Here is a 26,091-nt window from a genome sequence, read left to right as displayed (position 1 = left end):
CTAGCCGCTTGGCGGTTCGAGCAGACCGCTTATAACGGTCTGGTTGCAGGTTCGAGTCCTGCCGGGCCCGCCAGTGGGATCAAGCGGTTGAGAGGCTAAATCCCGCCTCGCTCTTTCCTCAACCAAAGGAATAACAAAGAAACGTTCTTCTTCGGTGCCGCGTGCGTACCAATGGCGTTCGCTGCCCCATGCAAATGATCGGGATGGTGATGGCCATAGGTTTCCCGAAGCGTCTTTTCGCTCATCCCAAGAAATCCTGCCGCCTCCCACATTGGCGCCGCACGCTGCATCAACCACGTCGCTGCGGTATGCCGCAGCGTGTGAGGCGTGACATTCCCCAATCGTGAGGTCGAGCTTGGCCAGACGAACTGCCGATCCGAACCCTGTCTTCACGGAAGCAACCGGCTTCCCGTTCCATTCTACGAAGTGGCGCTTCGAGATTCCAAGCCGCGACCACCGCCGCAAGTGGGCGAGAAGCCGGCTTGGAAGAAGAACCGGCGTTTGCCGCTTGGTGGTCGCACGCTTTCCGATAGCGAGCCGGTAGAAGATGCCAGAATCCAAATCAACGAACGATTTGCCTGGTTCTCGGAACGGCGAAGCGCTGGCGATCGCTCCCGCGCGAGTGCCGGTATACAGTCCAATTAGAATGAATCTCGCAACGTGCCGCAGCGGCCGCTTATCGGTTTCAACCTTCGTACCCTTGAGACTGCCGACATGGACGGTTTGCGTCTCTCGATAACGCCAACAGGTCCATACAAGCAGTGTGGCTTCTGATCGTGTGAGCCACCGCTCACGGGGAAGCCCTTTCTCCGGCAGAACCACGCGAACTCGGCCGCGATGATAGCCTTCCTTTTCATGGTGGTTAATCGCAGCCCTGAGGTCTTCGAGATCGCGTCGCGCTCCACCATTGCTGCCACGCCACGCCGCGTAAGGCCCCTGCAAGACTCGCCGTTCACGTCTGCGAGCGTCTTGCCACCCCACCAGCTGGCCAGACGTAGTATCCGTTCATCCAACTTGGACTGGTTAGCTTGGCGCGCGCGGGTGTCGTCATAATAGACGTTCAGTACATCCGCGACATCGATGGTTTCAATCAGCCTCTCACGACGAACAGGGCTGTACTTCTCTGTGATGTAACGCGCTAGACATTCCTGTGCTTTTGAATTTTCGCCAGCAAAGCATCCCGTGGCAATGTGCTTGCTCCCGTCGATAATGATCCAGGTTGCTCGGGCAATGACGTTCCCGCCTTTGCGACGTTCATGACGCCAACAGAGGCAAGGTCCCCGGCCACGACGCGGCATAGATTTCCATTTCTCGGATGTTACGGAGCGTTGCGAAATCTTTGTTTGCTATTCTCATGATCGCAAGGTGCCCGCGACTAGCCTCCCGCCGCAGGCCGCTAACCGTCATTCCCACCAAGTGGAAACGCGATCTTGCACGCTTCCCTGATCGGGACCGATATTGTCGTTGGCCGGGACAATTCCGTCGTTTTATCGCATTTCCACCCAGTGTCAATAACTGATTCCGGAATCTTCTTGTGAAAGATACTTCCCTTCTAGCAGCCCAAATCAGGGCGGCCCGCGCGATCCTCGGTTGGTCGCAAGCGTATCTGGCCGAAGGCGCGAACGTGAACAAATCCACAATCGTTGAATGGCCGCTTAAACCCTACGTACCGGTTGGCATCCGACAAAAGGAGGTCCGCAGTGCGCCGCCGCCTCACGCGAACGCGGGGGCCGAGTCGATCAAAAATCTGGTTAGCTCGCGCACCGGTAGGAAGCTATATCTTCAGGCCATCGCCTTTGCCCGAAGCGCTAAATCTTCCGGTAGGTGACATGCGCCGTCGCAAATGGAATTCCCGCACGCCCAGCGCTACCTCGCACGATGCAAACCCTGTCATCGATCGCATAGAACCAATCGTCGAAATTCAGCTTGATGGACTTACCGCCCGCTTGCGGTGTGTCGCGCGTGTACTTCCAATGGAACGCGCAACCGGCTTGTTCGCCTACCGCCTCACCTTCCAGTCGATTTTCCAATCCGGTGTACTTGCCAGCCTCGCCTTTTCGTATCGTCCAATGCAAGGTGTCGCTGTGTCCATCGTCAAACGTATATGTCTCGTTGAACACCAGCGCATCGGTGTCCGCATCCCGTTCGCCGTGGCCAGCTATCGCCGCTCGCTTCAGTAGTCCACCGACCAAATTCTCCAGCACTACCCAGCCTTCGAGCTGCCCGACGAAAAATCGTTCAGGAAGAAGCAGCGGCGTTGTGCCCGCGAAAGCATAGATCGCCATCGGTAAGCCCTCGAAAAGCGTCCAACGAACTAAGTCGCCTCTATCGGGCAGGTTCCCGACCGGCGCGGAAACATGCTCGGTTCGGTGCGCTCTACCATCCGCAGCACGCTCTTGCAGGACGGGCATTCATACGATCGGATAATCGTGGACGCACTTAGCGTGGCCATCTTCGCCGCCGCGAGAGCTGGGGCACATCTCTTATCGGTTGATCGCGGTCACCGCGGACCGAAGGAGTATACCGGAACAAGCCTTGTGTTGCCGACGTTTGTTGCTGCAAGCACGACAACGCCGTCAAGCGCTCGGCCGCTTGAAGCATCATCGGGGCTGATTGCAGGCGCCTGCACGGTTACCCCGCAGGGTAATCATGCCCCTGTTTTGCCCGACGGGACAAGCGCTGTGTGAGTCACACAGAGGCCGCCAACTGAGGCGGCTTGGCGGGGTGTGAGTATCGAGCAGGCAATAGGCTCACTGCCCCTGTCGCACCGGTCAGGCGACTTTACTTAGCGCAAGCAAGTACCCAGGGTCCCTTGCCAAACCACTTTATTGCCCCTTCCTACCTGCTTAGGAGTTGGCGGTGGCGATCTCAGCTAAGAGAGACCGATCCGGGCATTCAAAAGTTTGGTCACTTGAGCCTCCCTTTTTAGCCGAAGCTGACATAGGAACCTGGGTTCCAAATTTCAAATCGGACCACTGCTATTTTCAAACTAGGCCACCGCGCGGTTGCGGGTGCTGTCCTAATTAGGACACCCGCAGAGGGGAATTAGGACAGTGGCTCTGGAACCACGTCCGTTAACTAAATGTGACCGAATCGGGGCGAACCTATTGGCATGGCAAGAGTCTTATTGTAGCCAAACCAAGTCGGTATATTTGTTCTTAGTTCGTTCCCCTCAGCGCCGGGTCCGGGCACGACCCCAGAGGTGAGCAATGGCTGTCCGCACGTACAAGGTTTCCGATGTCGCGCGATTCTTCCTCGCGTCGGCGGAGCCTGATGACAACGATATTTCCAACTTGAAGCTAAAAAGCTCTGCTACTACGCGCAGGGGATTTTGAGCGCTATGGGTGGCCGTCCTTTGTTTCCCGAAAGCATTTACGCTTGGGACCATGGGCCGGTGATTGAGAGCCTATATCACGACTATAAGTCCAACCGGAGCCAGCCGATTCCGGTCGTGACTGATTTTGATCCAATCATGTTCGACCATCGCGACCGCGAGGCGCTTGAAGATGTGTTCGAATACTACGGCCAGTTCTCAGCATGGAAGCTGCGCAACATGACGCATGACGAGAGGCCGTGGGCCGATGCGTACAAGCGCGCCCAAGGCAGTGAGATTCCTCTTCAATCTATGATAGAATTTTTCCAGCCTCAGCTTGAGGCGGATTATGTAAAGCGCATTTATGGGGAAGCCCTTCAAGCAAAAGCCTAGTAAGGCCCCTTTCCTAAAAGGGGGAGGGAACGTTTCTGACCAAACGCTAGACGATTTTCCTCCGGCAGTTTCATTCGAAAAGATGCAAGACGGATCTGGCAGTTCGTTCAATTGCTGCCAAGACATGGATCGGATTCAGCTCGGCCACCGCATGTTTATGCTTAGCCGGATGCCATGGAAGCAAATTCGCCAAGCCCCATCAAAAGGGCTTGGCGCTGAGAAGATCAATCGTAAGAGCATTAAGCTAGCGATTCCAAAATCTGTCACAGATGACGTCGAATTCTTTTATTCCCTGCACTACGTAGGCAAAAAGAGGTTCATCGGATAGAGCAGCTTGCTTCGCCTGGTTATGCGCGCGGGCGAGTGCTGCCGCGTGATCGGAAGGATTGGTACGACTGACTCCGGGGCAACGTTAGAGAATGGTATTGGCCAGACGCCTTTTCTACTGCTAAGTTCTTTTGCACGCGGTGCGTGTGATTGGGAGCGGAATTCTTGGCGCAGCCAGACCTACTAGAAGCTGGCATCTATACGATTCCTGAAGCGGCGGAGCTTGTCCATGCTGCACAAGCCAGCGTTCGCGTCTGGGTGGAAGGTCACACGGGCAAACAGCTTCCTGTGATTCGAAATCAGCTTGGAAAGGTCGGTGGGAAGACCGCCGTCAGTTTCGCGAATCTAATGGAGCTGCGTTTCATTGCGCGCTTTGCGACGGCGGGCGTCGGCCTTCGCGAGATTCGTAACATCATGCACGAAGCCAGCGAGGTGTTGAACCACCCGCATCCGTTCGCGACCCGCATCGTCTTCAAAACAGACGGGAGCAAGATAGTGGCGGAAATTGCTCGGCGAAATGGCCTAAATCTCGTCTATGATCTACGCTCGCACAACTATGAGATGCCCAGCGTCGTAATGAAGTCGTTCCGTGAGGACGTAGAATTTGATCCTCATGGCGAAATGATCGCGTGGACGCCACGGCCCGACATTGCGCCCAACGTAATTGTCCACCCGAAGCTCTCTTTTGGCCATCCAGTTCTCAAGACAAGTCGAATTCCAACAGCAACGATTGCGAAGGCTGTTGATGTAGAGGGTGGTGTCAAGTTTGTTGCTGACATCTTCGAGATACCCGAACGCCAAGTTCGAGAAGCCGTGAAATTCGAGAATCAATTGCGAAGAGCTGCTTGAAGATCGCATTCGACGAGAACGTTCCGATTGCAATGGTTAGGGTCTTCCAGACTTTCGCCAACGAACGTCAGTTGCAAAAACTCATATCAGGCAAGTTTGAGGTGGAGAGCGCGAAGGATTACTCGCCCACCAAGGATGATCCTGACTACGTCCCCCATAGTGATGTTCCCTGGGTGAAGCGGTTCGCTGCTGCCGGGGGAAAAGCAATCATTTCGGGCAATACAGATATGAAGCGACAACCCCACGAACGATTGGCGTTAATCGAATGTGGAATGATCGTCATTTTTTTTGAGAGCCAGTGGTCCGGTTGGAAATTCTTCCGCAAATGTGCGCTGCTACTTCACTGGTGGCCAGAAATAGCGATGAAGTTAAAGCGAGCCAAGCCGGGCTCATTTTGGCACATCCCCTGCAACTACCCTGAGGCCGGTAAGCTCAGAAAAGTATCGAATAAGGACCCTCGTCTGCTTAAGATCGAAAGAAAGAGCGCGCCGAGCAAGATCGCGCGAACTTCAAAAAGAGCGAACACCGGTGACATCAGCATCGGCCCGCTGTTCGACTTTGGTACCGACAAGCCGGAAATGCCATAGGACGCAGCTCACAAAGCTGATGAGAGATTTGCCTGATCAAGGGATAGCATGCCACCGCGAAGACAGTCGCTTTCCTTAGCTATGTACGTGATGACGATTCTCACGATCTTGGTGCAGTCACGAAGCTTCGTGAACGGCTTGAGGGCGAGGTCAAGGTCCAATCAGGCCAGCGATTTGAAATCTTTCAAGACCGCAATGACATCCGCTGGGGTCAATTCTGGCAGGAACGAATACAGGAATCCCTTTCAGAAGTTACGTTTCTAATTCCGATCATAACGCCTTCATTCTTTGCAAGTCCGGCTTGTCGCAGCGAACTTGAGGCATTCCTTCGAATGGAGCAGACAATCGGGCTGAACAAGTTGGTGTTGCCCGTTTACTATGTATCGTGTGACGCCATTGAGGACCAGGCTAATCAAGATCATTTGGTCGCCGCTATAAAGAAGCGAAACTGGAATGACTGGCGTGCTTATCGTTTCATGCCGTTCGATCGACCAGAAGTCCGAGCGGGCGTGGCTGAGCTTGCAACAAACATAAGAACGGCTATGCGAGAATTAGGCGCTGTTGCCGAAGCATCGCAAACCCCACCGATTGCCGTTCCCGCGAAGACAGCCGCAGAAGAAAGGAAGGCCGCCTCGGCCACGGTCATGGCGCGCCCTTTGCCCGTATCACCGCCATCTAGAGGTGCGGATGGTACAGCAACAATACCATAGGATAACTCTTATTGGGCATACAGTTTGGAATTCGACGAGGTTGTTTCAGCGGCGCAGCTTACCGGAAGCGCCGAAGAAGCAATGCAATTGCAGGGGGAGCTATCAGGACAAATCGGGCGGCTGAAGAAGTTAAACCGAACGTTGTTCAAGTCGCTCCAGCCAATGACACAATCAACACATGATCTTGCAATCACCCTTCTGCTTGACAATTCTGGAAGCCTTCGCGGGAATCCTGTTAAGCACATGGCGGCTTGGGCCGCCTTACTGAGCGAATGGCTCGAAGCAGCCGCAATTCGGCACGAGATTCTTGGGTTTACCACGCGTTCGTGGAAGGGTGGTCAAAGTCGGCAGAAATGGCTTCGCGATGGAAAGCCCCTCAAGCCGGGGCGCCTCTGCGATCTGCGACACATAATCTATAAATCTTTCGATGAGCCCGCGAGCAATGTCGTCGCGAATTGTGCAGTGATGATGCGCGAGGGTCTTCTGAAAGAGAATGTCGATGGAGAGGCACTTCTGTGGGCGAACGCGCGGCTAGAAGCTCATGAGGCAGCGCGAAAAATGCTTTTCGTCGTTAGCGACGGAGCGCCGGTTGACGATTCAACGCTAGATGTAAATCCCGGAAACTTTCTCGAGAAGCATCTTTACGCGGCAGCTTCTTGGATCGAACAAGCGCGCCACGTCGAACTGATAGCCATCGGGATAGGCATGGAGAGTCGTTACTACGCCGCCAGCACAAAGGCCGATCTAGGCGATCTAGGCGTACCGATTTTGAAGCATATCTTCAGCAATCCGACATGATCTCCGTTCCCCCATTTTGTGGACGTATGAATTTTGCCATATGCCGGTCGAAGCCCTTATTGCTGCAGGGATTGACCGGCCCCCTAGGGGTGCAGCGCTCTACCGTAAAGAGCGCTGAACCGTACTAGGCAGTTGATATGTCTGGGGTTGTTTATGTGATCAGTCATTTGATTGTTCGGTCGCCCCGATGCGCCTGAGGCCGCGCACGAATGCTGCAAGCATTCCAATCGCTTAGGGATAAAGCGTAAACGGCCACAAGGGATGCGCGCTCTTTTGCCATGAGTGATGAAGCCCCTTAGTGTCAGCTAAGTACCTGATTTTTCTGGACATCGGCATTTTGGGCTTTTGGTCATTGTCGTCATGGGCAGCGCACATCCAATGTACTCCTGAAGTCCCAGAGAGAGTCGGGACGCTGAGATTGAAAGGATTGGGCCGTGCGTCAGCGACAGCGAATGGAAATAGCCGTCTTGGGTACACGGGTCAGCGCGGAAGGCATCGCTGGTATAGTGGGCGCGGTACTGGTGATTCTCATTCTCTTGAACGCTTACTGAGGGCCAGAGATGCGCTACACGCTTGAACGTTTGATTGAAGAGTTTCGCGCTGATCCGCATTCGCCATTCGCCGCACTCAACCATGCTGTCAGAGTCAGGCATATAAGGTTGTACGAGCGTCTAATCCGCGAGCACGGTCAAACGTCGCTCAAGCAAATTAGGCCGCGTGATCTTATTGCCTGGCACAGAGTTTGGGTCGGCGCTGGCAAGGTGGCGATAGCCCACTCGCTTATCTCCAGACTTCGCGTGCTATTTCGCTTCGGCGAAGTGTTTCTGGAAGATCGTGAGTGCCGACGATTGTCCACCGCGCTGAGTAAAATTCGTTTCGAAAAGCCTGCGTTACGAGGGCAGGCGATTACTAACGAACAGATAGTTGCGTTTCGAACAACCGCGCATCAGTACGGCTTCGAAGCTATGTCATTGGCTCAGGCCCTTCAGTACGACCTCCATCTGAGTCAGAAAGATGTAATTGGCATTTACGTGCCCGTGTCAGAAGCCATTGAGACCGATGTGGTTCACAGCGAATACGGTAAATGGCACGACGGCCTCCGATGGTCCGACTTAGATGAAGATTTGAACCTCTTCTCAAGGGACCGAAAAGGGCAAGCCACTTTGACTGGTAACCTGCGCAAGGCGCCTATGGTTATGCAGGAACTAGCGATTTATTGCGACATGCACGATCCCGAGAAGATCACGCGTGACGACCTCGCGCGAACGGGTCCAATCATCTTGAACGAGCAGTCGGCATTTCCCTACACGACCGCCGAATTCCGAAGGAAATGGCGGATTGTGGCGAACTACGCTCAACTACCTAAAACTCTGACGAACAAAGACAGCAACGCTTGCAGTCGCTGTGATCGATGCCAACCCGGCCGATGACCTTTTTGAAGCGAAGAGTCTTGCGGGGTATGAGCCCGTTTCCCCGTGTAAACCAGACCTTGCGGTGACCAACCCGTAAGGTCGCTTTTGACCCGTCGCTGACATCCGACCGAATTGTCCCCAAAAGTTCTTTTTCACGATCCGTTCCTAAGGTGGGCTCGGATACTGGCCTGTGTCCGACCAGTGGCCTAAATTGAATTTCGCAGTGGCCTATTTTACTTTTGAAGAACGGATTGCGAACTGAGGTGTTCCAACAGAGGAACATTCAATAGCAACTGACCGGCAAGAGGTCTATTGTCACTGCATCACCGACCGAGGCTTTGCCATAGGCGTCGGTGACTGAGAGACCGATCGCGCTCCCGCCTGCAAGACAGGAAGGGACAGTGTGCCATGATCAAACACCCCCGTTTCGATACATATTCAATCCCAGCTCGTATTTGTCTCGTGGTTGCCGTTGTCGGCGGCTCAGTGCTCGTCGCGATGGCGATTACGAGCGTCTATTTCCTGCATTGAGGGGCGCCGTTAGAAGGGAACGTTAGCCCGATGACGCTGGATGAAAAGATCACTCTGGCGCAGCGCCACGTTGATCGGGACAGGATCATTATTGAGCGCCAGCAAGCGATTGTTGCCCGGGACAGGACGTCAGCCTCAATGGACCTTCTAAGACTGTTCGAGCAGACACAGCAGACGTTCGAGATGGACTTAGCCAACCTGCTAAAGCGGCAGTAAGGTTGCCTCAGTTGGCAGCTTCTTTGGCGTCGGCCTTGTTTCCGAGCGCAATGCCCAAATTTGGATTTTGCGAGTGGCGTATTTTGAAGAGTTACCATTCAGCTAGGAACCCAGCCCCGCGCCGCGCTATTGTCGTTCATCACAGAACGGAACGTGGCTTTTATCTGTGATGAGAACGCCACTTGCGCTCCCGCCTTCCTCGAATGGAAAGGAGCGCGCCATGGCCAATCGTCGGCGGCGTTTCAAACAAACTCAATCTCTCCACGAGAGACTGCAGGCTTTCGCGCAGGAAGCCCGCGCCCAAGCGTCCGGCCTTCCGCCCGGGACGGAGCGAGATCAATTGCTGAAAAAGGCCAGAGAGGCTGACACGGCGTCTCACATTGACGAGTGGGTCAATTCTTGTGGCCTGCAGCCGCCGACGTAGCCCCCAGTGGAGCGCTATTTCTTCGACTTCAAGTCGGTGCATGCGGGATCACGAGACCCTGAAGGCATGGATTTGCCGGACGCCGAAGCGGCGCACGAGGTGGCGCTTGATGCTCTCATGGACGCAGCCCGTGCAGCAGTCATCGAAGGGTGTCTGGATCAGCGCTTTGCTGTCGAGGTCCGCAATGGAGTTGGGCCTGTTCTCGAAGTAACGGCCGTCTTCAATTCCAGGATTTTCAGAAGGCAATGATACGAGGCCGCTCCAGTTGGCGGCCTCTTTTATATAATACTCATGTCGCCTTGTGGCCCAAAGCTGACCTTGTAGCTCAACCAGCCGACTTTCAGCTTTTGATCCATTACGGACGAATGGCGTGGGCCGCTTGGTGTCGCGGGCGGGACAAGCGCAGTCTGCGGCCTTCCGCAGACCGCCCGTGATGGCTACGCCAGAATCCAAGCCACCTTTTCTCCACCGGCACGATCGCCGAAGATATCAACCGCAGTATTGGCTGGGAGGAATCGACGTGTGCCGCTTGTCGCGCTCAGCCTCTTTGGGCAAGATGAATTTATTCCAGCATCGCTCTGCATCCGCGATCAGTTCTGCCTCGGAGCGATATCGGTCTTTCCAGGAGCCGCCGTGACCGAAACACATTGAAATAGTCTCGTCGAGAGTAAACCCTTCAAAGCCACAATGTTCGAACACGCTGGCCGCATGATCCGATCTGTTAGGTGCCCCATCTGACACCATCGAAGCGCGCAGAATATCGCTCGCGCGACCCCACGTGGTGGCAGTCTCGGCAAATTCGGTATCGTTGATGTGGCAGTTCAGTTTGCAGACCCGAGTGTTCCGAGATTGTCCTTCACCCCTTCGAGCCAAACCCTGTCAGCGCCAGGATTGCGAAAAATGCCAGCTCTGTCGTTGTCAGATCGATCGCAGCGCCGAATTCGCCGCCCACGATCAGCTCCTCCATTCTACGGCCACCCGACCCGTTGGCGGGAAACACAATCGCATCTACGCCAGCCTCGGCGAGTCGAGCCACACACTGATTTGCCGCAATCGTCACGCCAAAGGCTGTGATCGCAACGATCTACTTCTCCCGTTCATGCTTCGTGGGCACATATCGCATGGCCGCAATGGCCCGCCCTGCATTCTTCAATACCCGTTCAGTAAGGCGTTAATCCCGAAGAGATCGACGATCGTCGGGTAGAGGATGATGTCGTTGTAGATGGCCAATTCGGCGAACGGCGCTGGCCTCGCGCTGCTCACGAGTAGCTTAGGGACGCCATAAGGCAGATCAGACACGAGCTCGCCGAAAACTGCGCTTCCCTTGCCACCGGCAACTCCGACAATCGCGCCGATGGTGCCCGTTGCCAAAAGATCACGAACCCTTTCCCGCAGAGAAAGTGGGATTACTTCTTTGCTCGCAACCTTTCATCTGCAATGTTGGCCGTAGGGGAGAACGGACGCCTTCCATGCGACCACCCACCCGGATCGTACCGAGCGCCTTGAATTCACGTTCGTTGAAATGCTAGAGCGAGTCGAGCGCTCTCATCCCTCTTGTCAGCGCTCGGTGCCTCACGGGAGACTGCCGAAGCCGCGGGATCGCTCAGGAGTATTCGGCTGCGAATGCGAAAGGTCGACCTGCATCAGTCCCGTCGAAGTCGACGGGATGCCGCTCCGGACGCTCACCGCCACGGTCCGTTGGCCGTGACGGTCGACAGATAGATCTGTTCTCCATCGAACTGACATTGATGGTCTTGCGAAACAGAAGCGCCCGCTCGTGCGACACGAAGGTCGCCCTCCCTTTGTCCGTGATTCCGCCAGCAGCGCACTGGACTCTGGGGACTACCCGCCGGACGCCTCCATTTTCCGACCACCCGCTACGGCGCTACCTGACCGAAGCCGGTTGCCGCAGCGCTCGTCTGAGCTCTGCGAACTGGTAGAACATGACAAACAGCGCGATCATTCCAGCGCCCAACTCAGCGATTGCTTGACTAACCAACAATCCGTTGAAGCCCAATATGACCGGCAATAGCAGTACGGCGGGTATGAAGAGATAGCCTTGCCTGGCGAAGGACACCACTGCACTGAGGCGTGCTTTTCCGAACGATTGAAGCATCGTGGTTACGACACTCTGAACACCAAAAAGACCAAAAAAGAGATGGAAGACGATGCAGGTTGAGATGGCAATTTCCGTGACCTTCTCGCTATCGCTGAACAGGCCGACCAAAGGCCGGGCGAAACTCACGACGACCGCAGAATACGCAACGGAGAGGGCCAGGGTTATAGAGAGCATAAACTTCGCGGTCTTCAGCACGTGGGCGAAGTCGCGCGCGCCCCAACCGAATCCCAAGACAGCTTGAGAGCCTATACAGAAGCCGATGATAGGCAGTGAGCCGATCGTCAAGATCCGCATAACAATTCCCACGGCCGCGATGGCCTCGTCGCCGAACGGCGCAGCAGCTCCGTACAACAGCATATCGGCGACAGCAGATAGAATGCTGGTCATAGTCGCCGGTACTCCTATTAATACAAGTTGCTTGATGGAATCTGGTCGGAACGAGATGTGACATATCCTGATGCGGACTGTCCCGCGAAGCTGCATAAAATACGCAATATAGAGGCCAATAGCCGCGATCTGAGATACCAACGTTGCGAGGGCAGCGCCCCGCACACCGAGATCCATTAAGAATATGAACACGGGATCAAGCACAGCATTCAGAGTAAAGGCCGCGATCATCGTCCACATGCTAAATCGTGTGTTGCCTTCAGCTCTGACGATAAAGCCGTTGACGATGTTTAGAAGCATTACGGTGTACCCGAACAAAATCGTCGTCGCGTAGTCGAGCGCAACAGACATGATGCTTGGAGTCGCCCCGAGCGTTACGAAGACACCTCGCAGGCTTAGAAGCAGAGCAATGGTAACAGCGATGCCGATCGGAGCAGCGAGAGCGAGCGCGGTACTCGCGCCGCGACTCGCTTCCAGGTGCTCACCCGTACCAAGACGATGAGATATAGACGACCCGGCTCCAACGCCGATCCCCTGTCCGACGGCGGTGAGTAACACCACGATCGGCCATGTCATACTGACAGCTGCGATCGCTTGCGCGCCAAGCGCGCCAACAAAGATCGCATTTACGACCTGTTGCAACGCGTTGATTGATAAGCCAACAACTGACGGAATGGCGAGCCGCAAGATTAGGCTCAAGATATTTGAGTCCGATAGATCAATATGCGTCTTTCTCCTTCGCATCCCCTCGCGATCGCGCTCAACTGCGAATTCCGCATCTGGCTCATTCATCGATGATAGCGTCGCCAGCTCTTTCAAATTCGCTGATCGTCTGCAACAGTTCCCCTTGCAACACCTTGCAAAGATTGCAGGTCACCTCGTAACTGACCTCGGTTGGATTGTACCTCGTCTCAATCTGTAGACGTCCGGCGTGATATCCGACGTCGAACCAGAAGAGGTGAATCGTAGATGCTTCATCCATGTCTTCGCCGATCCAGAATGGAGAAGGTTCCCTGGCTAACAGACGGCGTGGAAAATGGCACTGCACACCCGCTCGATAGTTCAATCCAATTCTGGGTAAGGGCACGCGATCGATCCGTCGCCGCACCGCTGGATCTCGGTTTAGGAACTTCAGGGCCCGAAACCCCATTCCCATGCGCGGCAGGGCATGACGCTGGCGGTATATCGAAAGAGCACGATCGCGACGATGTTCCTTTCCAGAAAGGCTCAAGGGGAGCGGAACAAGCTCGCTGATATTTCCGATGATCTGAGATGGATCGAAATCGTCAAACAGCTGACCTCGGAATGAGGTAAGGCTATCTATCCATAGCGAGTAGTTGCCGAAGACGCGTCCAAAGGCGCCAGATATAGCGGCAAGAAACACATCAACGTCCTGACAATGCGCCAATCTAGGTGCAATACTGAAGAGATCAGCTGTCGCATTTTTTCCAATCTCTAAATGGTACTTTGCCTGATCTTCCCAAAAGGATCGGCAGTTCACTTCATCCATGCGACCTTCAAGCCGCGCATAATGCAGCTCTCTCGCGGTAACTTTCGAAAATCTCGCACTGTTTAATAAAGTATCGCTCACGCAGAACTTGAACTGATGGTAGTCAATCCCCTCCCAGTATTTGAGCTCGGCTAGCGCTTCGCTGTTCGCGTATTGCTCAAGGCGCTTCAGCCAGGGAGAGAGCATTTGCACGGGAGCGCTCACAGCACGGCCTGAGGCAAGGACTTTGTACGCTGTATCCAATGCTTCCAGGAACAGTCGATACCCTATCCCGTCCGCTATAAAATGATGCATCAAGATTAGCAGATAGTAGTCGCCGCTTTCTGTTGTGCGAAAGGCCGTGATGTTAACAAGAGCCGTGTGGCCGTCAAATCGAAACATATGCTGGCGTCTTGCTGAGATGCTCTCGATTGCCTGGCGTTGCTGTACGCCCGTCATTCCGACAAGATCGATCTCTTCCACCAGGCGTTCGGCCACGGAAGGTGCGATTGTCAGGCATAGACCATCGGCAGTTCGAGCAATACGGAGTCTGAGGCCTTCATGCCTATCCATGACATAGCTAAGGGCGTGCTCCAGCATTTGGATTTTCAGCACGCCGCTAGGCAAGAAGAACAGATCTCCGATGTTGAAGTGCTCATCGAAGCCGGCAAGACGGTTCCAAGATGAGGTTACGGGAGTCGTTGGTGATAAGCCATCCGCGAAAGGAACGGTATGGAATGTAGCAGTCGCTTCGTCTGCCGCCAATTCCCTGATGGTCGGTGTTCGATAGAGTTGGCGGACTGTGAAATTCAGCCCGGCTTTGCGCGCCAACGTGACGCAGCGCACGCTGAGAAGAGAGTCTCCGCCCATCTCGAAGAAGCTCGTATCGAGACCGACGCACCTGGCGCCTAATAGATTTTGCCAGATGTCAGCAAGAATACGCTCCTTGCTCGTGCGAGGCTCAGCAGTTGGAATTGGCCCAACCTCGCGGTGAGGAACGGACGACAGGCGAGAACGATCTATCTTCCCGCTCGCGGTAAGAGGGATACTGTCAACCAAACGGAAGGCGGCGGGAATCATGTAGGACGGCAATGATTGGCGCAGGCGGGCGACAATATCTCCGGAGCTTAAGCCGTCGCGAGCCGGAACAACGAGAGCGGTCAGGCGGCGATGGTTATCAATGCCGTCTGCGACGACCGCGGCCTTGGCGATTGCCGGATGAGCCTCAAGAGTGGTTTCGACCTCCTCCAATTCGATCCGAAAGCCTCGTACTTTGATCTGGTTGTCCGATCGGCCGCAGATCTCGAGAAGCCCTCTTGTTGAGATACGTGCGACGTCACCGCTTCGATAAAGAACGCCGTACTGACCCTCATCATACGGATTAGGCACGAAAGAGCGATTGGTACGATCTTGATCTCGCCAGTACCCGGCGCTCACGCAGCGTCCGGCGATGCAGAGTTCGCCGGCGGCTCCAACAGGGACTTTCTTCAACTGAGGGTCGAGCACGTAGAGCTTGACGTTATCGATTGGGCGCCCGACAGGGACGAGCGACGAGTCGTCGTAGGAATCCGATGCTTCGTAGACTGCTGCATTGGATGCACATTCCGTAGCACCATAGAAGTTCCACAACGGCACGTTCGGGAAGTTCGCACGCCAGCGAACGGGGAGCGAGGAAGGCATCGGTTCGGCGCTGCTTGTGACCAGCCGCAAGGCGGTCGGTCGCCGGTGCCGTTCTTGGGACGCGATGACGCCGGACAGGAGAGGCGGCGAGGCAAATAAGCGTGTCACGCGATGTTCTGCCAATGCGCATAGCAACAGATCTGGATCTAGCATCTGCTCATGGGTTAGGATCAGCGTAGGCACACCCTTGAGAAGTCCCCCAAAGTACTCCCAAACGGACGCAACAAGTGACGCTGACTTCTGAACAACCAGAACGTCAGTACAATCGAAGGGAAAGCGTCGCCACATCCAGTTCAGTCGATTGAGAATTGCGGATTCCGGTATAGCAACCCCTTTCGGCTTCCCGGTTGAGGACGACGTGTATATAAGGTTTGAAATTCCCTGATCTGTTCGCTTGTCGCAGTATTCAAAGTCCTGCGTGGGTGCGATGGCCCCTTGTAGGGTCAATAGACAGACCGACGGTAAGTCAACACCAAGTTCAGCGGCATTTGCGTGAACTAAAAGCTTTGCTTGACAATCTCGCAGGATATCTTCGATCCGATCGCGCGGATAATTCGGCGATATAGGAACAACAATGGAGCGCAAAGCTCGTGCCGCCAGGATAACAGCGGCCACGTCTGGCGACCGATCGACCAGCATGGCAATCACATCGTCAGCCCCCACGTCCGAAGCCCGCAGTAGCGACCTGATAGCTGCAACGCGCTCACGCAGTTGGCCGAACGTGATCTCACCGAAATCACCAAAGTATGCCACCCTGCTCCCATTCGAGACGCTGGTTTGCTCGAACGCCTCGACAATTGGACATTCAGTCTCATATGGCTGCGCCGAGCTATTCAGCGAGTCCAGCATAGTGACGTCTGACGCACTGAGGACGCTCAGATCTTTAATGGGCGCAAGCGAGTTCTCAATGCACGCTGCAATCAGGCAGCGCAGATTTTCGGCCATGCGAACAATCAGATCGCCGGAAAATACGTCTTCCGCATACGCTAGCTGGAGGGCAATTTCATCGCCCTGATCTTGTGCGTATAGTGTCAGATCGAATTTTGCATAGCCGGTGTCGTATTCACGGAACGTCAAATCCAACTCATTTAGGCCAGGTGGTTCCGCGGCTTCGGAGTACATGTTGAACATGACTTGGAAGATCGGTGATCGTTCCGCTTCGCGGTACAGACGGGTATCCCTCACCATCCAGCTGAACGGATATGCTGAATTTGCGATGGCACTACTGACTAGGTCCTGGATGCGGCAGGCATGAACCGCAAAGGACTTGTGGACATCGATCGCGGTGCGGATTGGCAGCATATTCAGAAGAAAGCCGACAATTTCGGCGCTGCCGGGTTGATCACGTACGACGTGCGGTATGCCAACGATAATGTCGTCCTGACCACTATACATCCGCAGCAGCAGCTTGAAGCACGCGAGGAGTGTTGTCGACGTGGTGCACCTATGTCGCCGCGCAAACTCCCGTATCTGGTTGGAGAGCTCGCGGCCAAGCAGCACCGCATGCGAGGCGCCGCGATAGGAATTTGGCTGGCGCCGCACCCGTCTCGTTGCAAGAGAAAGCACCGGCGGATCATCACCAATCTGACGACGCCAATAACTTCGTTGATTGACCAGTGTCTCTGGCGTTGTGTGTTTTGTCTCCCAGACCGCGTAGGTCGAAAGTGTGATGCGGTTCTCTGGCACGAACGCCGCGGGATTTTCGTACCTTTGTCGAAGATCCCTGAGCAGAACGGAGATCGACCAGGCATCGATGATGATTTCGTGAGCGGTGATCAGTACGAGATGTCTATCAGCGCTAAATCGTATCATGCGCGCACGAAACAGATAGCCTTGGGTAAGATCAAAGCTGCCATTCATCTCCGTTCGCCGTAACTGTGCAATTAGCTCCTCAGCTTCCTCCGCCGAGAGATGAGATGCATCAGCCACTTCAAGACTTACGCGTTGCGGGTCATCGAAAACCTGAACCGGACCGTTCTCGTCGATGAAGCGTGCCGAAAGCGCCTGATGGGAACGAACAACATCGGTCCAGGCGCGCTCGAACGCGGCCAGATCGATAACGCCTCTTATTCGCAGGCCCCCTTGTATGATGTAGTTTTTGGCAGACGGATCGAGCTGCGAAAGAAACCAAAGGTGCTCCTGAACTCGCGTCAGAGGCGATCGCGTAAGCGTGCCGCACTTAGGGGCTGGGCACAGTTTGGATTCGAGTCGGGCAGAGATCGACGCCGCAAGAGATCGGATCGTTCCATTCACGATCAGTTTGAAATCCGGTCGCACTCCGAGCAGGGTCTGCACCTGGCCCAATATGAGCACCGCCCGAAGCGAGTCTCCGCCGAGGCTTATGAACTGGTCATTCACGCCAACGTTCGCAATACGCAGAATGCCGGACCAAATTTGACACAGCTTGGCTTCGAGCTCAGTTTGCGGCTCCTCGAATGGCGTCGGCAGTGGGGGGCGAATAATGGTCGGATCCGGCAACGCCCCAAGGTCGACCTTTCCGTTTCGAGTCAGTGGAATTCCGCCGACATGGATGATCCTTTCTGGGAGCATGTAGCTGGGCAGCGCTTCGGCAAGATAATTCTGAAGCTCGCCCTCCCCTAGTTCAGTCGGAGCCAACACATACGCGATCAGTCGCTTGAATCCCGTACCCTCCTCAGCCCCGACGATGTCTCTCGCGGTAAGCTTTACGCCTGTGCAGACTGAGGCGACCACCACGGCGCCACGTACCAATTCATGTGTGGAGAGTCTGGCCTCGATTTCTCCGAGCTCAATTCTGTGCCCGCGTATTTTGACTTGACGGTCCCGTCGACCGAGACACTCCAAGAGACCGTCGGAACGGACGCGCCCGAGATCACCTGTCCTGTATAGGGACTGGTATGACGGGTCATCCGAGAACGGATTTGGCCCAAAAGCCTCCTTGGTACGGACATCGTCATTGACGTAACCGCCAGCCACACCAACGCCGCTAACACAGATTTCACCGACCTCTTCCGTGTTGCACAGGCGCGCCCCGTCCGCGACAAAAACCTTCAGGTTAGAAATCGGTCTTCCGATCGGCACATAAGTGTCAGACAGCGCAGGCGGCACGGAGACCAGATGGTGGGTGACGCCGTCCCCGCACTCGGTCGGTCCGTAATGGTTAAGAATGGGGGCACGAGGATATAAGGCAAGCCACGCCCGTGCTAGTCCGGGTGTTAGAGCTTCTCCGACCGTAGAAATAATCCGCAAGCTGTCCAAAGCTCGCTGAGCCGCCGGAAGGGACTGCAGATATTCAACAAATACCCCAAGCATCGATGGAACGAATTGAACGACGGTCACGCCGTGTCCTTGAATGGCTTGAAGAAGCGATACTGGCGATTGCATCGTCACATCATCAATGATCGCGGTGCAGCCTCCGACGCAAAGTCCTGCCAGAAGCTGCCACAGCGAGATGTCAAAGGAATGCGATGCCGTCTGCGCGACGCAATCCGTCCAAGTGAGGGTTAGAGCATCACTTTTTGCCGCCAAATGATTGTTTAAGGCTGCACGCTCAATCATTGCGCCTTTAGGCTGCCCCGTAGAACCGGACGTAAACAGAATGTAGGCGTGCCCATCGTCGCTTAATGACGGAAGAACAGACGACGCCTCACTCTCCCGCAGCGTCGCCTCAATCGTTACGAATCGGGTGGAGCACTTGCTGCCCGCCTGGAATGGCCTAAGCGAATCCAGCTGATTTGGCCCAACAATCAAAGCGCAGCGACTCTGCTCGATCATGAATGATGTACGAGCCGCTGGTAACGATGGATCAAGCGGTAGGTACGTTGATCCAGCCTTCAGAATTGCGACGACCGCCGTTGCCCAGTCGAGGTTTCGCTCCCCCCAATAACCGATCACCGAGCCGTGAGCGCCCTGCTCTCGTAATCTCCTTGCGAGGACATCCGATTTTGATCGTAGTGCCCTGTAACTGAGTTTGTTTGCGCCGAACCTCAGCGCGTCCCTCTCGGGATCCGATCTTGCAAGGGCATCGATCAGCGTGATCACATCGATCGGTTGAGGTTCCACAAGTCGATTTTTTGCTGATCGATCTTCCGTCGGCATACCCGTCCCGCCATCCATCGCCTGCTCGGCACTAAATTAGAACAGTGAGGATTCCGCTCGAGACCTGCGTTCCGTAGCCCCGTGATTTGCGAATCATATAGCGCCGTTTTGCTCGTTCTTGTTGCTCGTTCTTGGCTTCGTCGTTCCGCTCTCTGATGTTCCTGATGATCGGCAGGAGAACACGGCCGGAAGCTAAGGCCTCAAATTGGCGTTCGCATCTACCGGATCTTGTAGTTGACTCGCGATGTCATGCGTGGATCAAAACCAATCAGCCCAGACTCGTTGCGGCTTGCGATTTTTTGCATTAGCGTCTGGCCTATAGTTTGGCGCTCTCCTCACGAAGGCGGACTAGGCGCACCGGCTGTCGGTTGGCTGGAAGCACGCAAGTCAGTACGCGGATTGCGCTATACCCGACACAGAGGCATGTAACATTTTCCACAATGGCTGTTTAAATGGTCATCTGGAGCGCAATGCTTGAGCGCTCACGCAGTTTGACGCTCTTGGCTATAATGAGACAAGTGTGGACAGCTTAACCAGTTGTCGGCGTGCAGAACCATGCACTGCAGGTACTCTGCGGGTGGTCGAGTGTAGCGTCCAGGCAGGCTCCGCTCCCATGATATTGATTGGAGGCGAGATCGACGTCTCCTGGATTCCAACAGAGGAGGCGATTTTCTACTGCGAAGTATGTGTTGAAGCCTACAGCGCGATTGTCAGATCCAAGACCCTTGTCCACGACTTGTCGCATGCACGTGGCGCGACGTAACTGGACCATCACCATTTCCAAGCGGCACGCTGCTTGCTTTGTTCACGGCGCCATCACCGGTGACAGAAGGTGCTCGGTTGATCGATCGAGAAAGGGCCGCGGAGTGCTGGATGCGATGTCGAGTTTGTTTTCGGGGAGCGACAACGATTGCGTTTGTCGCAAGAGGTGCATTCGATTCGGCGGATCTTGAGCCAGCAGGCGCACTGGCTCCGGCCCCGTGGAATTGGTCCGGAGGATATCTTCACGGGCGCGCCGGCGGTGGTTACCGGCGAGACGCCTTCAGTAATCCCTACCTTCCGTCACACTATGGCGGCGTCGCTCCTATGTACCAGGCAGCGGTCAGATCGGCTCTAACTGGCGGGAGAATAGCTAGATGTTTGGTCTCATTCGAAGCCCGAGGCGCCGTCCACGACGGCACAAAATGCCGGCCTCGTCGCCTCACCGAAGCCGACCGCGTGGGTCAGCTTTTGGCGCACAAGCCACCTCCTGACAAGCCGGCCGCCGCCAAGCCATTGGTGTTCCAGTTGATGATCGCCGCATCAAGGGCCTGGCGGCTGCTCAAAGGCACCAAACAGTTGCCAAACGTCGCGGTTTTTAGAGTCAACGATGGCATTGAGACCGAGCGCCTGATCAGCTCGTCACCGCCCCCCCGAATAGCTCAGCTTCTTGGGCCGATATTTCAATGGAGATTCCTTAGTGCCTATCGATAACGAGGATGTCCTACCGACTCTGTCTACTGGTGCGACACATATGCTAATCGAGCTATGGGGAGCGAAGAACCTCGACGATTCGGCCCTCGCAGAAAACGCAATTCGAAAAGCCATCCGTGCGGCGGGCGCGACACTACTCCACATTCATGTTCACAAGTTTTGTCCGGGTCATGGCGTCTCCGCAATAGCCCTATTGGCTGAATCGCACATGACTTTGCATACTTGGCCTGAGAAGTCCTACGCAGCCGCCGATGTTTTCGTATGCGGCGACAGTGATCCTGCGAGTGCCCTACTAGTTCTAGTTGAGGCCTTTCAGCCCGAACGGTCTGACGCTCGCCGCTTTCGGAGAGGGGTGTCAATCAGCCAACGAGTTGAAGCAGATGATCAATCTCTCTGAGATCTCTTCCCGACTGCGAACTATCGCTGAAAGTTGATGAAGGCGGGAAACGGGAGGCGGCATATTTACGCCCCACCCAATCGTCCGCGTGAACACCCCCGGTCGGGTTCGATGCTGCTCCAAAAGCAGCACACCGCGCACACCCAAAGGTGTGATCGCTGCGACGGCAGCCTTCAGTTTTTAGCAGGCGGCTGACGACATCTCTGGTGGATTCGTCGGCACCTTGATGGCGTACTTGTCGAGTATGTCCTTACGGTGGAACAGCTGGATGTTCTCAAAACCATGCGGGATCGTCCACCGTTGGCCGTTTCCCGTCTCGATCTGCCCTTCCTTGATCTCCCAGACCAGTGCATTCCGTAGTGCTGGGAAGAAATCCTTATAATCGTAGCCTGCTGCCGTGAGTTTCGGATCGTCCAGATACCGATCGAGCGTATCCCTCCGGTGAAGGCCGCCTTGCCGAATGAGGCGTTTTGTTGAGAACTGTCCTTATGGACAGTGATAGGCGCAGTGCCCAAGTCGAACGGCTTGAGGTGGTGGACACGGGCCGGCGGCGGCGCTGGTCCGAGGATGAGAAGCTCAAGATCGTTCTGGAGAGCTTACAGGCGCCGCGCCAAGTCGCGGCAACAGCGCGGCGGTATGGCGTGTCGCGTTCATTGCTGCTGCGTGGCGACGGTCGTTTCGGCCGGAGCCGAAGGATGCCGCCGATCAACCGGGCTTCGTACCGGCGATGGTGGTCGCGGAATCAGGGCCGACGCCTTGTCCAGCCACGCCGGCCAGCAGCGGCGGGTCGATCGAGATCGAGTTTGCTGCCGGGGCTCGGATGCGGATCACGGGCGCGGTCGACGCGGCGACGCTGAAGGCCGCCGTGGCGGCGCTGGCAGATGGACGCCTGCGGTGATTCCCGTTGCGTCGGGCGTGCGGGTGTGGATTGCGACCGGCCACACCGATATGCGTCGCGGCATGAACTCGCTGGGCTTGCTGGTGCAGGAAGCCTTCAAGCGAGACCCGCACGGCGGCGATCTCTACGTGTTCCGTGGCAAAAGCGGGCAAGCTGATCAATATCCTTTGGCACGATGGACTGGGCATGTCGCTTTATGCCAAGCGGCTGGAGCGCGGCCGCTTCCTGTGGCCGTCGTCGGCTGATGGCGTGGTGACAATCACCCCCGCCCAGCTTGGCTACCTGCTGGAGGGCATCGACTGGCGGATGCCGCAACATACCTGGCGACCGCAGGCGGCTGGCTGATCGCTGGGATTTTAATCGGTGGCACGATCAGCGGTTCGGACAGAGACCGCGTCTTGTGATTCTCTGGTCGGCGATGGGCGCCGATGATTCTCTTCCCGACGATGTGACCACGCTGCAGGCGATGCTGCGCGCCGAGCGAGCGGCCCGGTTGGCCGCGGAAGCCGAAGCCCAGGCGGGGACCTTGCTGATCGAGAAGCTCAAGCTCACGATCAAGAAGCTCCGGCACGAGCAGTTCGGACAGTCCTCTGAGCGGGGCGCATTGCTGGACCAGCTCGAGCTACAGCTCGCCGACCTGGAGGATAACGCGGCGCAAGCTGCGACCACAGCGCAGATGGCAGCCGAGAAGATTGCGGTGCCATCGTTCGAGCGCCGCAAGCCAGCCCGCCGGCCACTGCCGGAGCATCTGCCACGGTAGCGCATCGTCTATCCGACACCTGCGATCTGCCCATTGCGGCGACAGCCGATTGCGCAAGATTGGCGAGGACGTGACCGAGACGCTGGAGCTCGTTCCGCGCCAGTGGAAGGTGATCCAGCACGTGCGCGAGAAGCTCGTCTGCCGGGCCTGCGAAGCGATCACCCAGCCGCCGGCCCCCTCGCATCCGATTGCGCGGGGACCTGCGGGGCCCAAGCTGCTGGCCCATATCCTGTTCGCTAAATATGGTCTGCACCTGCCGCTCAATCGTCAGAGCGACGTCTACCAGCGCGAAGGCGTCGACCTCGATGTCTCGACGCTGGCGGACTGGGTGGGCGCTTCCGCGGCAACCCTGTGCCGCTGGTCGATGCAATCCGAAGCCACGTCTTCGCGGCCGAGCGCATCCATGCCGACGACACCACGGTGCCGGTCCTGGCCAAGGGCAAGACCCGGACCGGCCGGCTCTGGACCTATGTGCGCGACGATCGCCCGTCGCCGGCCCAGATCCGCCGGCAGCTGTGTTCTTCTACTCGCCTGATCGTGGCGGTGCGCATCCGGAGCAGCATCTGGCGGGCTATGCCGGACTGATGCAGGCCGATGCCTATGCCGGCTTTGGCAGGCTCTACGAAGTCAATCGCAAAGGGGGCCCGATTATCGAGGCGGCATGCTGGGCACACGGCCGGCGTAAGTTCTTCGATTTAGCGCGGCTCAGTACGGCGCCGATCGCGGCCGAGGCGGTCAAGCGCATCGATGTCCTGTTCGCCATCCAGCGCGAGATCAACGGACTTGCTGCGCAGGAGCGTTTGCGTGTGCGCCAAGGAGAATAGCCGCCCCCTGATCGTCGAGCTGGAGGCGTGGTTGCACGAGCAGCGCGCCAACCTCTCCAGGAACAACGACACGACCAAGGCGATCAATTACTGCCTCAGCTGCTGGGAAGCATTTAGCCGCTTCCTTGAGGACGGACGGCTTTGCATGTCGAACAACGCCGCTGAACGCGAGCTACGGGCTGTCGCTGTGGGCCGAAGAAATTGGACCTTCGCCGGCTCCGATGGGGGCGGCCGGCGTGCGGCGGCAATCTACACCCTCATCGCCACCGCCAAACTCAACGGCATCGATCCACAGGCCTGGCTCGCCGACGTGCTCGCCTGCTTGCCGGATCATCCCGCCAAGCGCATCCACGAACTCCTGCCTTGGAACTGGCGCCCTCAGAACATCGCTTACGCCGCCTGAATGCTATCGGCTGTCTGCTCAAAGCGACCTGGCCAGAGGCCGTCGCCGGATGCGTCCCCTGAGTCGCGGCTACGTAAGGGCAAACAAATGTCAATCCTACGACATCGCGCCTTGCGTTCTCGTCACGGTTTGGAATTTCTCCGCATTCTTCGCGGCTACAGCTAAGGCACGAGAGAGCTTGCGCGCCTGATCTGCCGTTAACTGCAAATAAACGCTCACAACGCTGGCGATGGCGACAGTGATCTCACCATCGATCTGCTCAACTAAGATCGCGGCCGACTTGTCGATTTCAATCTCTGCGACACGCCCGAGGCCGTCAGGGTCCTTCGCCATCGCTACACTCTCCATGCGGCCGGCATTGGTATATTGGAGATGCTGCTTCAGATCACCGTGCTCCGTGAGCCAACTAAAATCCTATTTGCCACCGGTGGGGCGAAAAACACAGGGCACAATGAGCCATCTTCGCCACGGAAGCAGCGCGAGCGCGACTCGGCGTCGGTGAAACGCGTAGCCGAACGCTGTCCCTATCGCGCCCGCGCTGCCAGTGAAGTTAGCAACAACGTGACTCGGCGCCTTGGGGCGTGGCAAGCACGAAGCGCTGTCCCTATCACGCGCCGCCAACTTCAGTGGCCGGCCCTGCCGTTTGCCTAGCAAAGCTGACCAGCACGGCCCGCGCGGATGGCAGTCCATGGGCGTGCCCTCCAAACTGTATCGCGGAGAAGGACTTCAAGGCACCTACCAGGATTGGTGGCCGGCCTATTCCCGAAGTCTAAGCTGCCCACTTAAGACGAATTAGCTCTGCAGACGAAAGCGCGTCCATCTCGACGCCCTTACGAAGACTGGTGCCAGCGATCTTGTGGCGTCGGGGTCGAGTGCTTCGCCGCGGTGCGCAAGGACTTCTCACTCGACTTTGCCGTTGCTGTAGCAAACGCAGATTTGCGTTTGCTTGATCAACCGCCCTCCCCTGGCGGCTGCAGAGGCGCGACCACCAATCGCCTTTGCCGAGACGTTAATTTCCTCCCAGACCTCTTGGCGCCGCTTGATATCCCAACTAAATATATTGGCGAAATCAGGTGCACCTCGACTTGCCTTCTCGCTTCGGTTGCGCTTTGATTGAGCGGATTTCAACCAAGGATTTCGGATGCCCGATATTCAGGTGACATGCATTAACAAGCAACCCAGAAACGATACTCACGAGAGGATCACGCATCTCGGTGGCATCGGGTGAAGTGGCCCAGATCGCAGGTGATCCTCTTTATGAACAAGGCTCAAATACCTTCTTCACGAGGTGGGTGGGAAACGCGCCGAAGTCGGTGTCGTTGATGGCTCAAACGGCAAGTACGTCCGCACGCACGCAGACGGCTATTACAACGACAACCTCTTGGCCTTACCAGAGTGTCAGTAAACGGCGGATCGAATGACCAAAGCGCTTGCAACGATCGTAGCATTGATGACGCTTCTCGCTCTTAATGAGCATGCCCTCGCTCGCGGCGGATCGCACGAGGTCCCGTCAGCTACGGCGTCGGACACCATACAACCAGCCACGGGGGAAGCTTCGCTGGGCGACCGGCTCTTCTCACCGTGGCGGCACTTACGCGAACTCCAGAACCGGCAATCGCTACGGCACCCATCAATAGGATCACAGATGGGACTCGCCCTACTTGCCCACTCAGATTTTTGACGGTGAGCGGCCAAGCGAAGAAGATCACGGCGATGTTTGGGTGACGAGAATAACCACAGAGGGAGTGAAGAGATGGCTGACGACAAAAGCAAAACAGATTAGCGACCGCAGCCGCCTCAACCTCAATGAGGATTATGAAAAAGAGTACTGGAAAAAGCGCTTTGGCGTATCGGGGCAAGCGCTCGCGGGAGCTGTTCGCGCTGTCGGGGGTGTCCGTGAAGAAGGTCGAAAAATACCTGAAGGAGAAGTAGTGGGATGGCACAATCAACGGCTAACTCATTAATCTTCGGCGGCAGAGGCAGCCTTGGGAGGCCCTCTCGTCTTGATCAGTTCTGCTGATCTA

At 56.2% G+C, this 26,091-nt stretch carries 19 protein-coding genes and 4 pseudogenes; 15 read left to right on the top strand and 8 right to left on the bottom strand.

Going from position 1 to position 26,091, the window contains the following annotated elements:
• Positions 1-95: 95 nt before the first annotated feature.
• Complete coding sequence (locus NLM25_RS08840) at positions 96-245, bottom strand: hypothetical protein (RefSeq protein WP_254136664.1); 150 nt, start codon at positions 243-245, stop codon at positions 96-98.
• A 1,563-nt stretch (positions 246-1,808) separates the two neighbouring features.
• On the bottom strand, positions 1,809-2,285 hold the full coding sequence (locus NLM25_RS08835; protein ID WP_254116492.1) for a DUF3833 family protein: 477 nt from the start codon (positions 2,283-2,285) through the stop codon (positions 1,809-1,811).
• A 1,031-nt stretch (positions 2,286-3,316) separates the two neighbouring features.
• Between NLM25_RS08835 and NLM25_RS08830 the strand changes: the two are divergent.
• The 8 genes and pseudogenes from NLM25_RS08830 to NLM25_RS08795 form a co-directional block, all read left to right on the top strand.
• Positions 3,317-3,706, top strand: a pseudogene (locus NLM25_RS08830) (Panacea domain-containing protein); the annotation flags it as partial.
• Between the two features lie 492 nt (positions 3,707-4,198).
• Complete coding sequence (locus NLM25_RS08825; protein WP_254116486.1) at positions 4,199-4,882, top strand: hypothetical protein; 684 nt, start codon at positions 4,199-4,201, stop codon at positions 4,880-4,882.
• Positions 4,879-5,469, top strand: coding sequence for a hypothetical protein (locus NLM25_RS08820; RefSeq protein WP_254136662.1), 591 nt, complete (start codon positions 4,879-4,881; stop codon positions 5,467-5,469). The genes NLM25_RS08825 and NLM25_RS08820 overlap by 4 nt, the downstream gene beginning before the upstream one ends.
• Positions 5,470-5,552: 83 nt before the next feature.
• Positions 5,553-6,179 (top strand): annotated as a pseudogene (locus NLM25_RS44395) (toll/interleukin-1 receptor domain-containing protein); the annotation flags it as partial.
• A 24-nt stretch (positions 6,180-6,203) separates the two neighbouring features.
• Positions 6,204-6,977: a hypothetical protein gene (locus tag NLM25_RS08815; RefSeq protein ID WP_375167822.1), complete on the top strand. Its 774-nt coding sequence runs from the start codon at positions 6,204-6,206 to the stop codon at positions 6,975-6,977.
• Positions 6,978-7,537: 560 nt separating this feature from the next.
• Positions 7,538-8,407: a hypothetical protein gene (locus NLM25_RS08810; RefSeq protein ID WP_254136661.1), complete on the top strand. Its 870-nt coding sequence runs from the start codon at positions 7,538-7,540 to the stop codon at positions 8,405-8,407.
• 543 nt (positions 8,408-8,950) lie between these two features.
• On the top strand, positions 8,951-9,136 hold the full coding sequence (locus NLM25_RS08805) for a hypothetical protein (protein ID WP_254136660.1): 186 nt from the start codon (positions 8,951-8,953) through the stop codon (positions 9,134-9,136).
• 430 nt (positions 9,137-9,566) lie between these two features.
• Positions 9,567-9,809, top strand: coding sequence for a DUF6894 family protein (locus NLM25_RS08795; RefSeq protein WP_254116482.1), 243 nt, complete (start codon positions 9,567-9,569; stop codon positions 9,807-9,809).
• 607 nt (positions 9,810-10,416) lie between these two features.
• Here NLM25_RS08795 and NLM25_RS08790 read toward each other — a convergent pair.
• From NLM25_RS08790 to NLM25_RS08775, 4 genes are all read right to left on the bottom strand, one after another.
• The gene (locus tag NLM25_RS08790; protein ID WP_254124183.1) at positions 10,417-10,596 is read right to left on the bottom strand and encodes a Tm-1-like ATP-binding domain-containing protein; all 180 of its coding nucleotides are present in this window, start codon (positions 10,594-10,596) and stop codon (positions 10,417-10,419) included.
• Between the two features lie 113 nt (positions 10,597-10,709).
• Entirely contained in the window at positions 10,710-10,931 is a 222-nt protein-coding gene (locus NLM25_RS08785; RefSeq protein ID WP_254116476.1) for a Tm-1-like ATP-binding domain-containing protein, read from the bottom strand.
• A gap of 514 nt (positions 10,932-11,445) precedes the next feature.
• On the bottom strand, positions 11,446-12,885 hold the full coding sequence (locus tag NLM25_RS08780) for an MATE family efflux transporter (protein WP_309143588.1): 1,440 nt from the start codon (positions 12,883-12,885) through the stop codon (positions 11,446-11,448).
• Positions 12,851-19,330: a non-ribosomal peptide synthetase gene (locus NLM25_RS08775; RefSeq protein WP_254136658.1), complete on the bottom strand. Its 6,480-nt coding sequence runs from the start codon at positions 19,328-19,330 to the stop codon at positions 12,851-12,853. The genes NLM25_RS08780 and NLM25_RS08775 overlap by 35 nt, the downstream gene beginning before the upstream one ends.
• A gap of 1,495 nt (positions 19,331-20,825) precedes the next feature.
• Between NLM25_RS08775 and speD the strand changes: the two genes are divergently transcribed.
• Both speD and NLM25_RS08765 read left to right on the top strand, forming a co-directional pair.
• Complete coding sequence (gene speD / locus NLM25_RS08770) at positions 20,826-21,182, top strand: adenosylmethionine decarboxylase (RefSeq protein ID WP_254124181.1); 357 nt, start codon at positions 20,826-20,828, stop codon at positions 21,180-21,182.
• A 488-nt stretch (positions 21,183-21,670) separates the two neighbouring features.
• Positions 21,671-21,787 (top strand): annotated as a pseudogene (locus NLM25_RS08765) (IS66 family insertion sequence element accessory protein TnpB); the annotation flags it as partial.
• Between the two features lie 100 nt (positions 21,788-21,887).
• Here the strand turns inward: NLM25_RS08765 and NLM25_RS08760 are convergent.
• A complete protein-coding gene (locus NLM25_RS08760) occupies positions 21,888-22,232 on the bottom strand; it encodes a hypothetical protein (protein WP_254124745.1) in 345 nt (114 codons plus the stop codon).
• Between NLM25_RS08760 and NLM25_RS08755 the strand changes: the two genes are divergently transcribed.
• The 3 genes and pseudogenes from NLM25_RS08755 (at position 22,158) to NLM25_RS08745 (ending at position 24,067) form a co-directional block, all read left to right on the top strand.
• Positions 22,158-22,325 carry a hypothetical protein gene (locus NLM25_RS08755; RefSeq protein WP_254124180.1) on the top strand — a complete coding sequence of 56 codons (168 nt, stop codon included), beginning with the start codon at positions 22,158-22,160 and terminating at the stop codon, positions 22,323-22,325. The two genes, NLM25_RS08760 and NLM25_RS08755, sit on opposite strands and share 75 nt — an antisense overlap.
• Entirely contained in the window at positions 22,267-22,425 is a 159-nt protein-coding gene (tnpB, locus tag NLM25_RS08750) for an IS66 family insertion sequence element accessory protein TnpB (RefSeq protein WP_208068039.1), read from the top strand. The genes NLM25_RS08755 and tnpB overlap by 59 nt, the downstream gene beginning before the upstream one ends.
• A gap of 73 nt (positions 22,426-22,498) precedes the next feature.
• A pseudogene (locus NLM25_RS08745) lies at positions 22,499-24,067 on the top strand (IS66 family transposase).
• Positions 24,068-24,163: 96 nt separating this feature from the next.
• Here NLM25_RS08745 and NLM25_RS08740 read toward each other — a convergent pair.
• Positions 24,164-24,400 carry a hypothetical protein gene (locus tag NLM25_RS08740; RefSeq protein ID WP_254136657.1) on the bottom strand — a complete coding sequence of 79 codons (237 nt, stop codon included), beginning with the start codon at positions 24,398-24,400 and terminating at the stop codon, positions 24,164-24,166.
• 955 nt (positions 24,401-25,355) lie between these two features.
• On the opposite strand from NLM25_RS08740, the gene NLM25_RS44390 reads away from it, so the two are divergent.
• A complete protein-coding gene (locus NLM25_RS44390) occupies positions 25,356-25,472 on the top strand; it encodes a DUF3892 domain-containing protein (protein ID WP_375166828.1) in 117 nt (38 codons plus the stop codon).
• Positions 25,473-25,728: 256 nt separating this feature from the next.
• Complete coding sequence (locus tag NLM25_RS08735; protein WP_254136656.1) at positions 25,729-26,031, top strand: DUF3606 domain-containing protein; 303 nt, start codon at positions 25,729-25,731, stop codon at positions 26,029-26,031.
• The last annotated feature ends 60 nt before the right edge of the window (positions 26,032-26,091 follow it).

This window comes from Bradyrhizobium sp. CCGB01 (assembly GCF_024199795.1).
Classification (GTDB): domain Bacteria; phylum Pseudomonadota; class Alphaproteobacteria; order Rhizobiales; family Xanthobacteraceae; genus Bradyrhizobium.
This window is presented reverse-complemented; position numbering and strand designations above follow the sequence as displayed.

Bases quoted from the DNA above. Each gene is read 5' to 3' on its own strand.
- NLM25_RS08805 (WP_254136660.1), top strand. From the start codon at position 8,951: ATGACGCTGGATGAAAAGATCACTCTGGCGCAGCGCCACGTTGATCGG.
- NLM25_RS08840 (WP_254136664.1), bottom strand. From the start codon at position 245: ATGAGCGAAAAGACGCTTCGGGAAACCTATGGCCATCACCATCCCGAT.
- tnpB (WP_208068039.1), top strand. From the start codon at position 22,267: ATGTCGCTTTATGCCAAGCGGCTGGAGCGCGGCCGCTTCCTGTGGCCG.
- NLM25_RS08835 (WP_254116492.1), bottom strand. From the start codon at position 2,285: ATGGCGATCTATGCTTTCGCGGGCACAACGCCGCTGCTTCTTCCTGAA.
- speD (WP_254124181.1), top strand. From the start codon at position 20,826: ATGCTAATCGAGCTATGGGGAGCGAAGAACCTCGACGATTCGGCCCTC.
- NLM25_RS08740 (WP_254136657.1), bottom strand. From the start codon at position 24,400: ATGGCGAAGGACCCTGACGGCCTCGGGCGTGTCGCAGAGATTGAAATC.
- NLM25_RS08775 (WP_254136658.1), bottom strand. From the start codon at position 19,330: ATGGATGGCGGGACGGGTATGCCGACGGAAGATCGATCAGCAAAAAAT.
- NLM25_RS08810 (WP_254136661.1), top strand. From the start codon at position 7,538: ATGCGCTACACGCTTGAACGTTTGATTGAAGAGTTTCGCGCTGATCCG.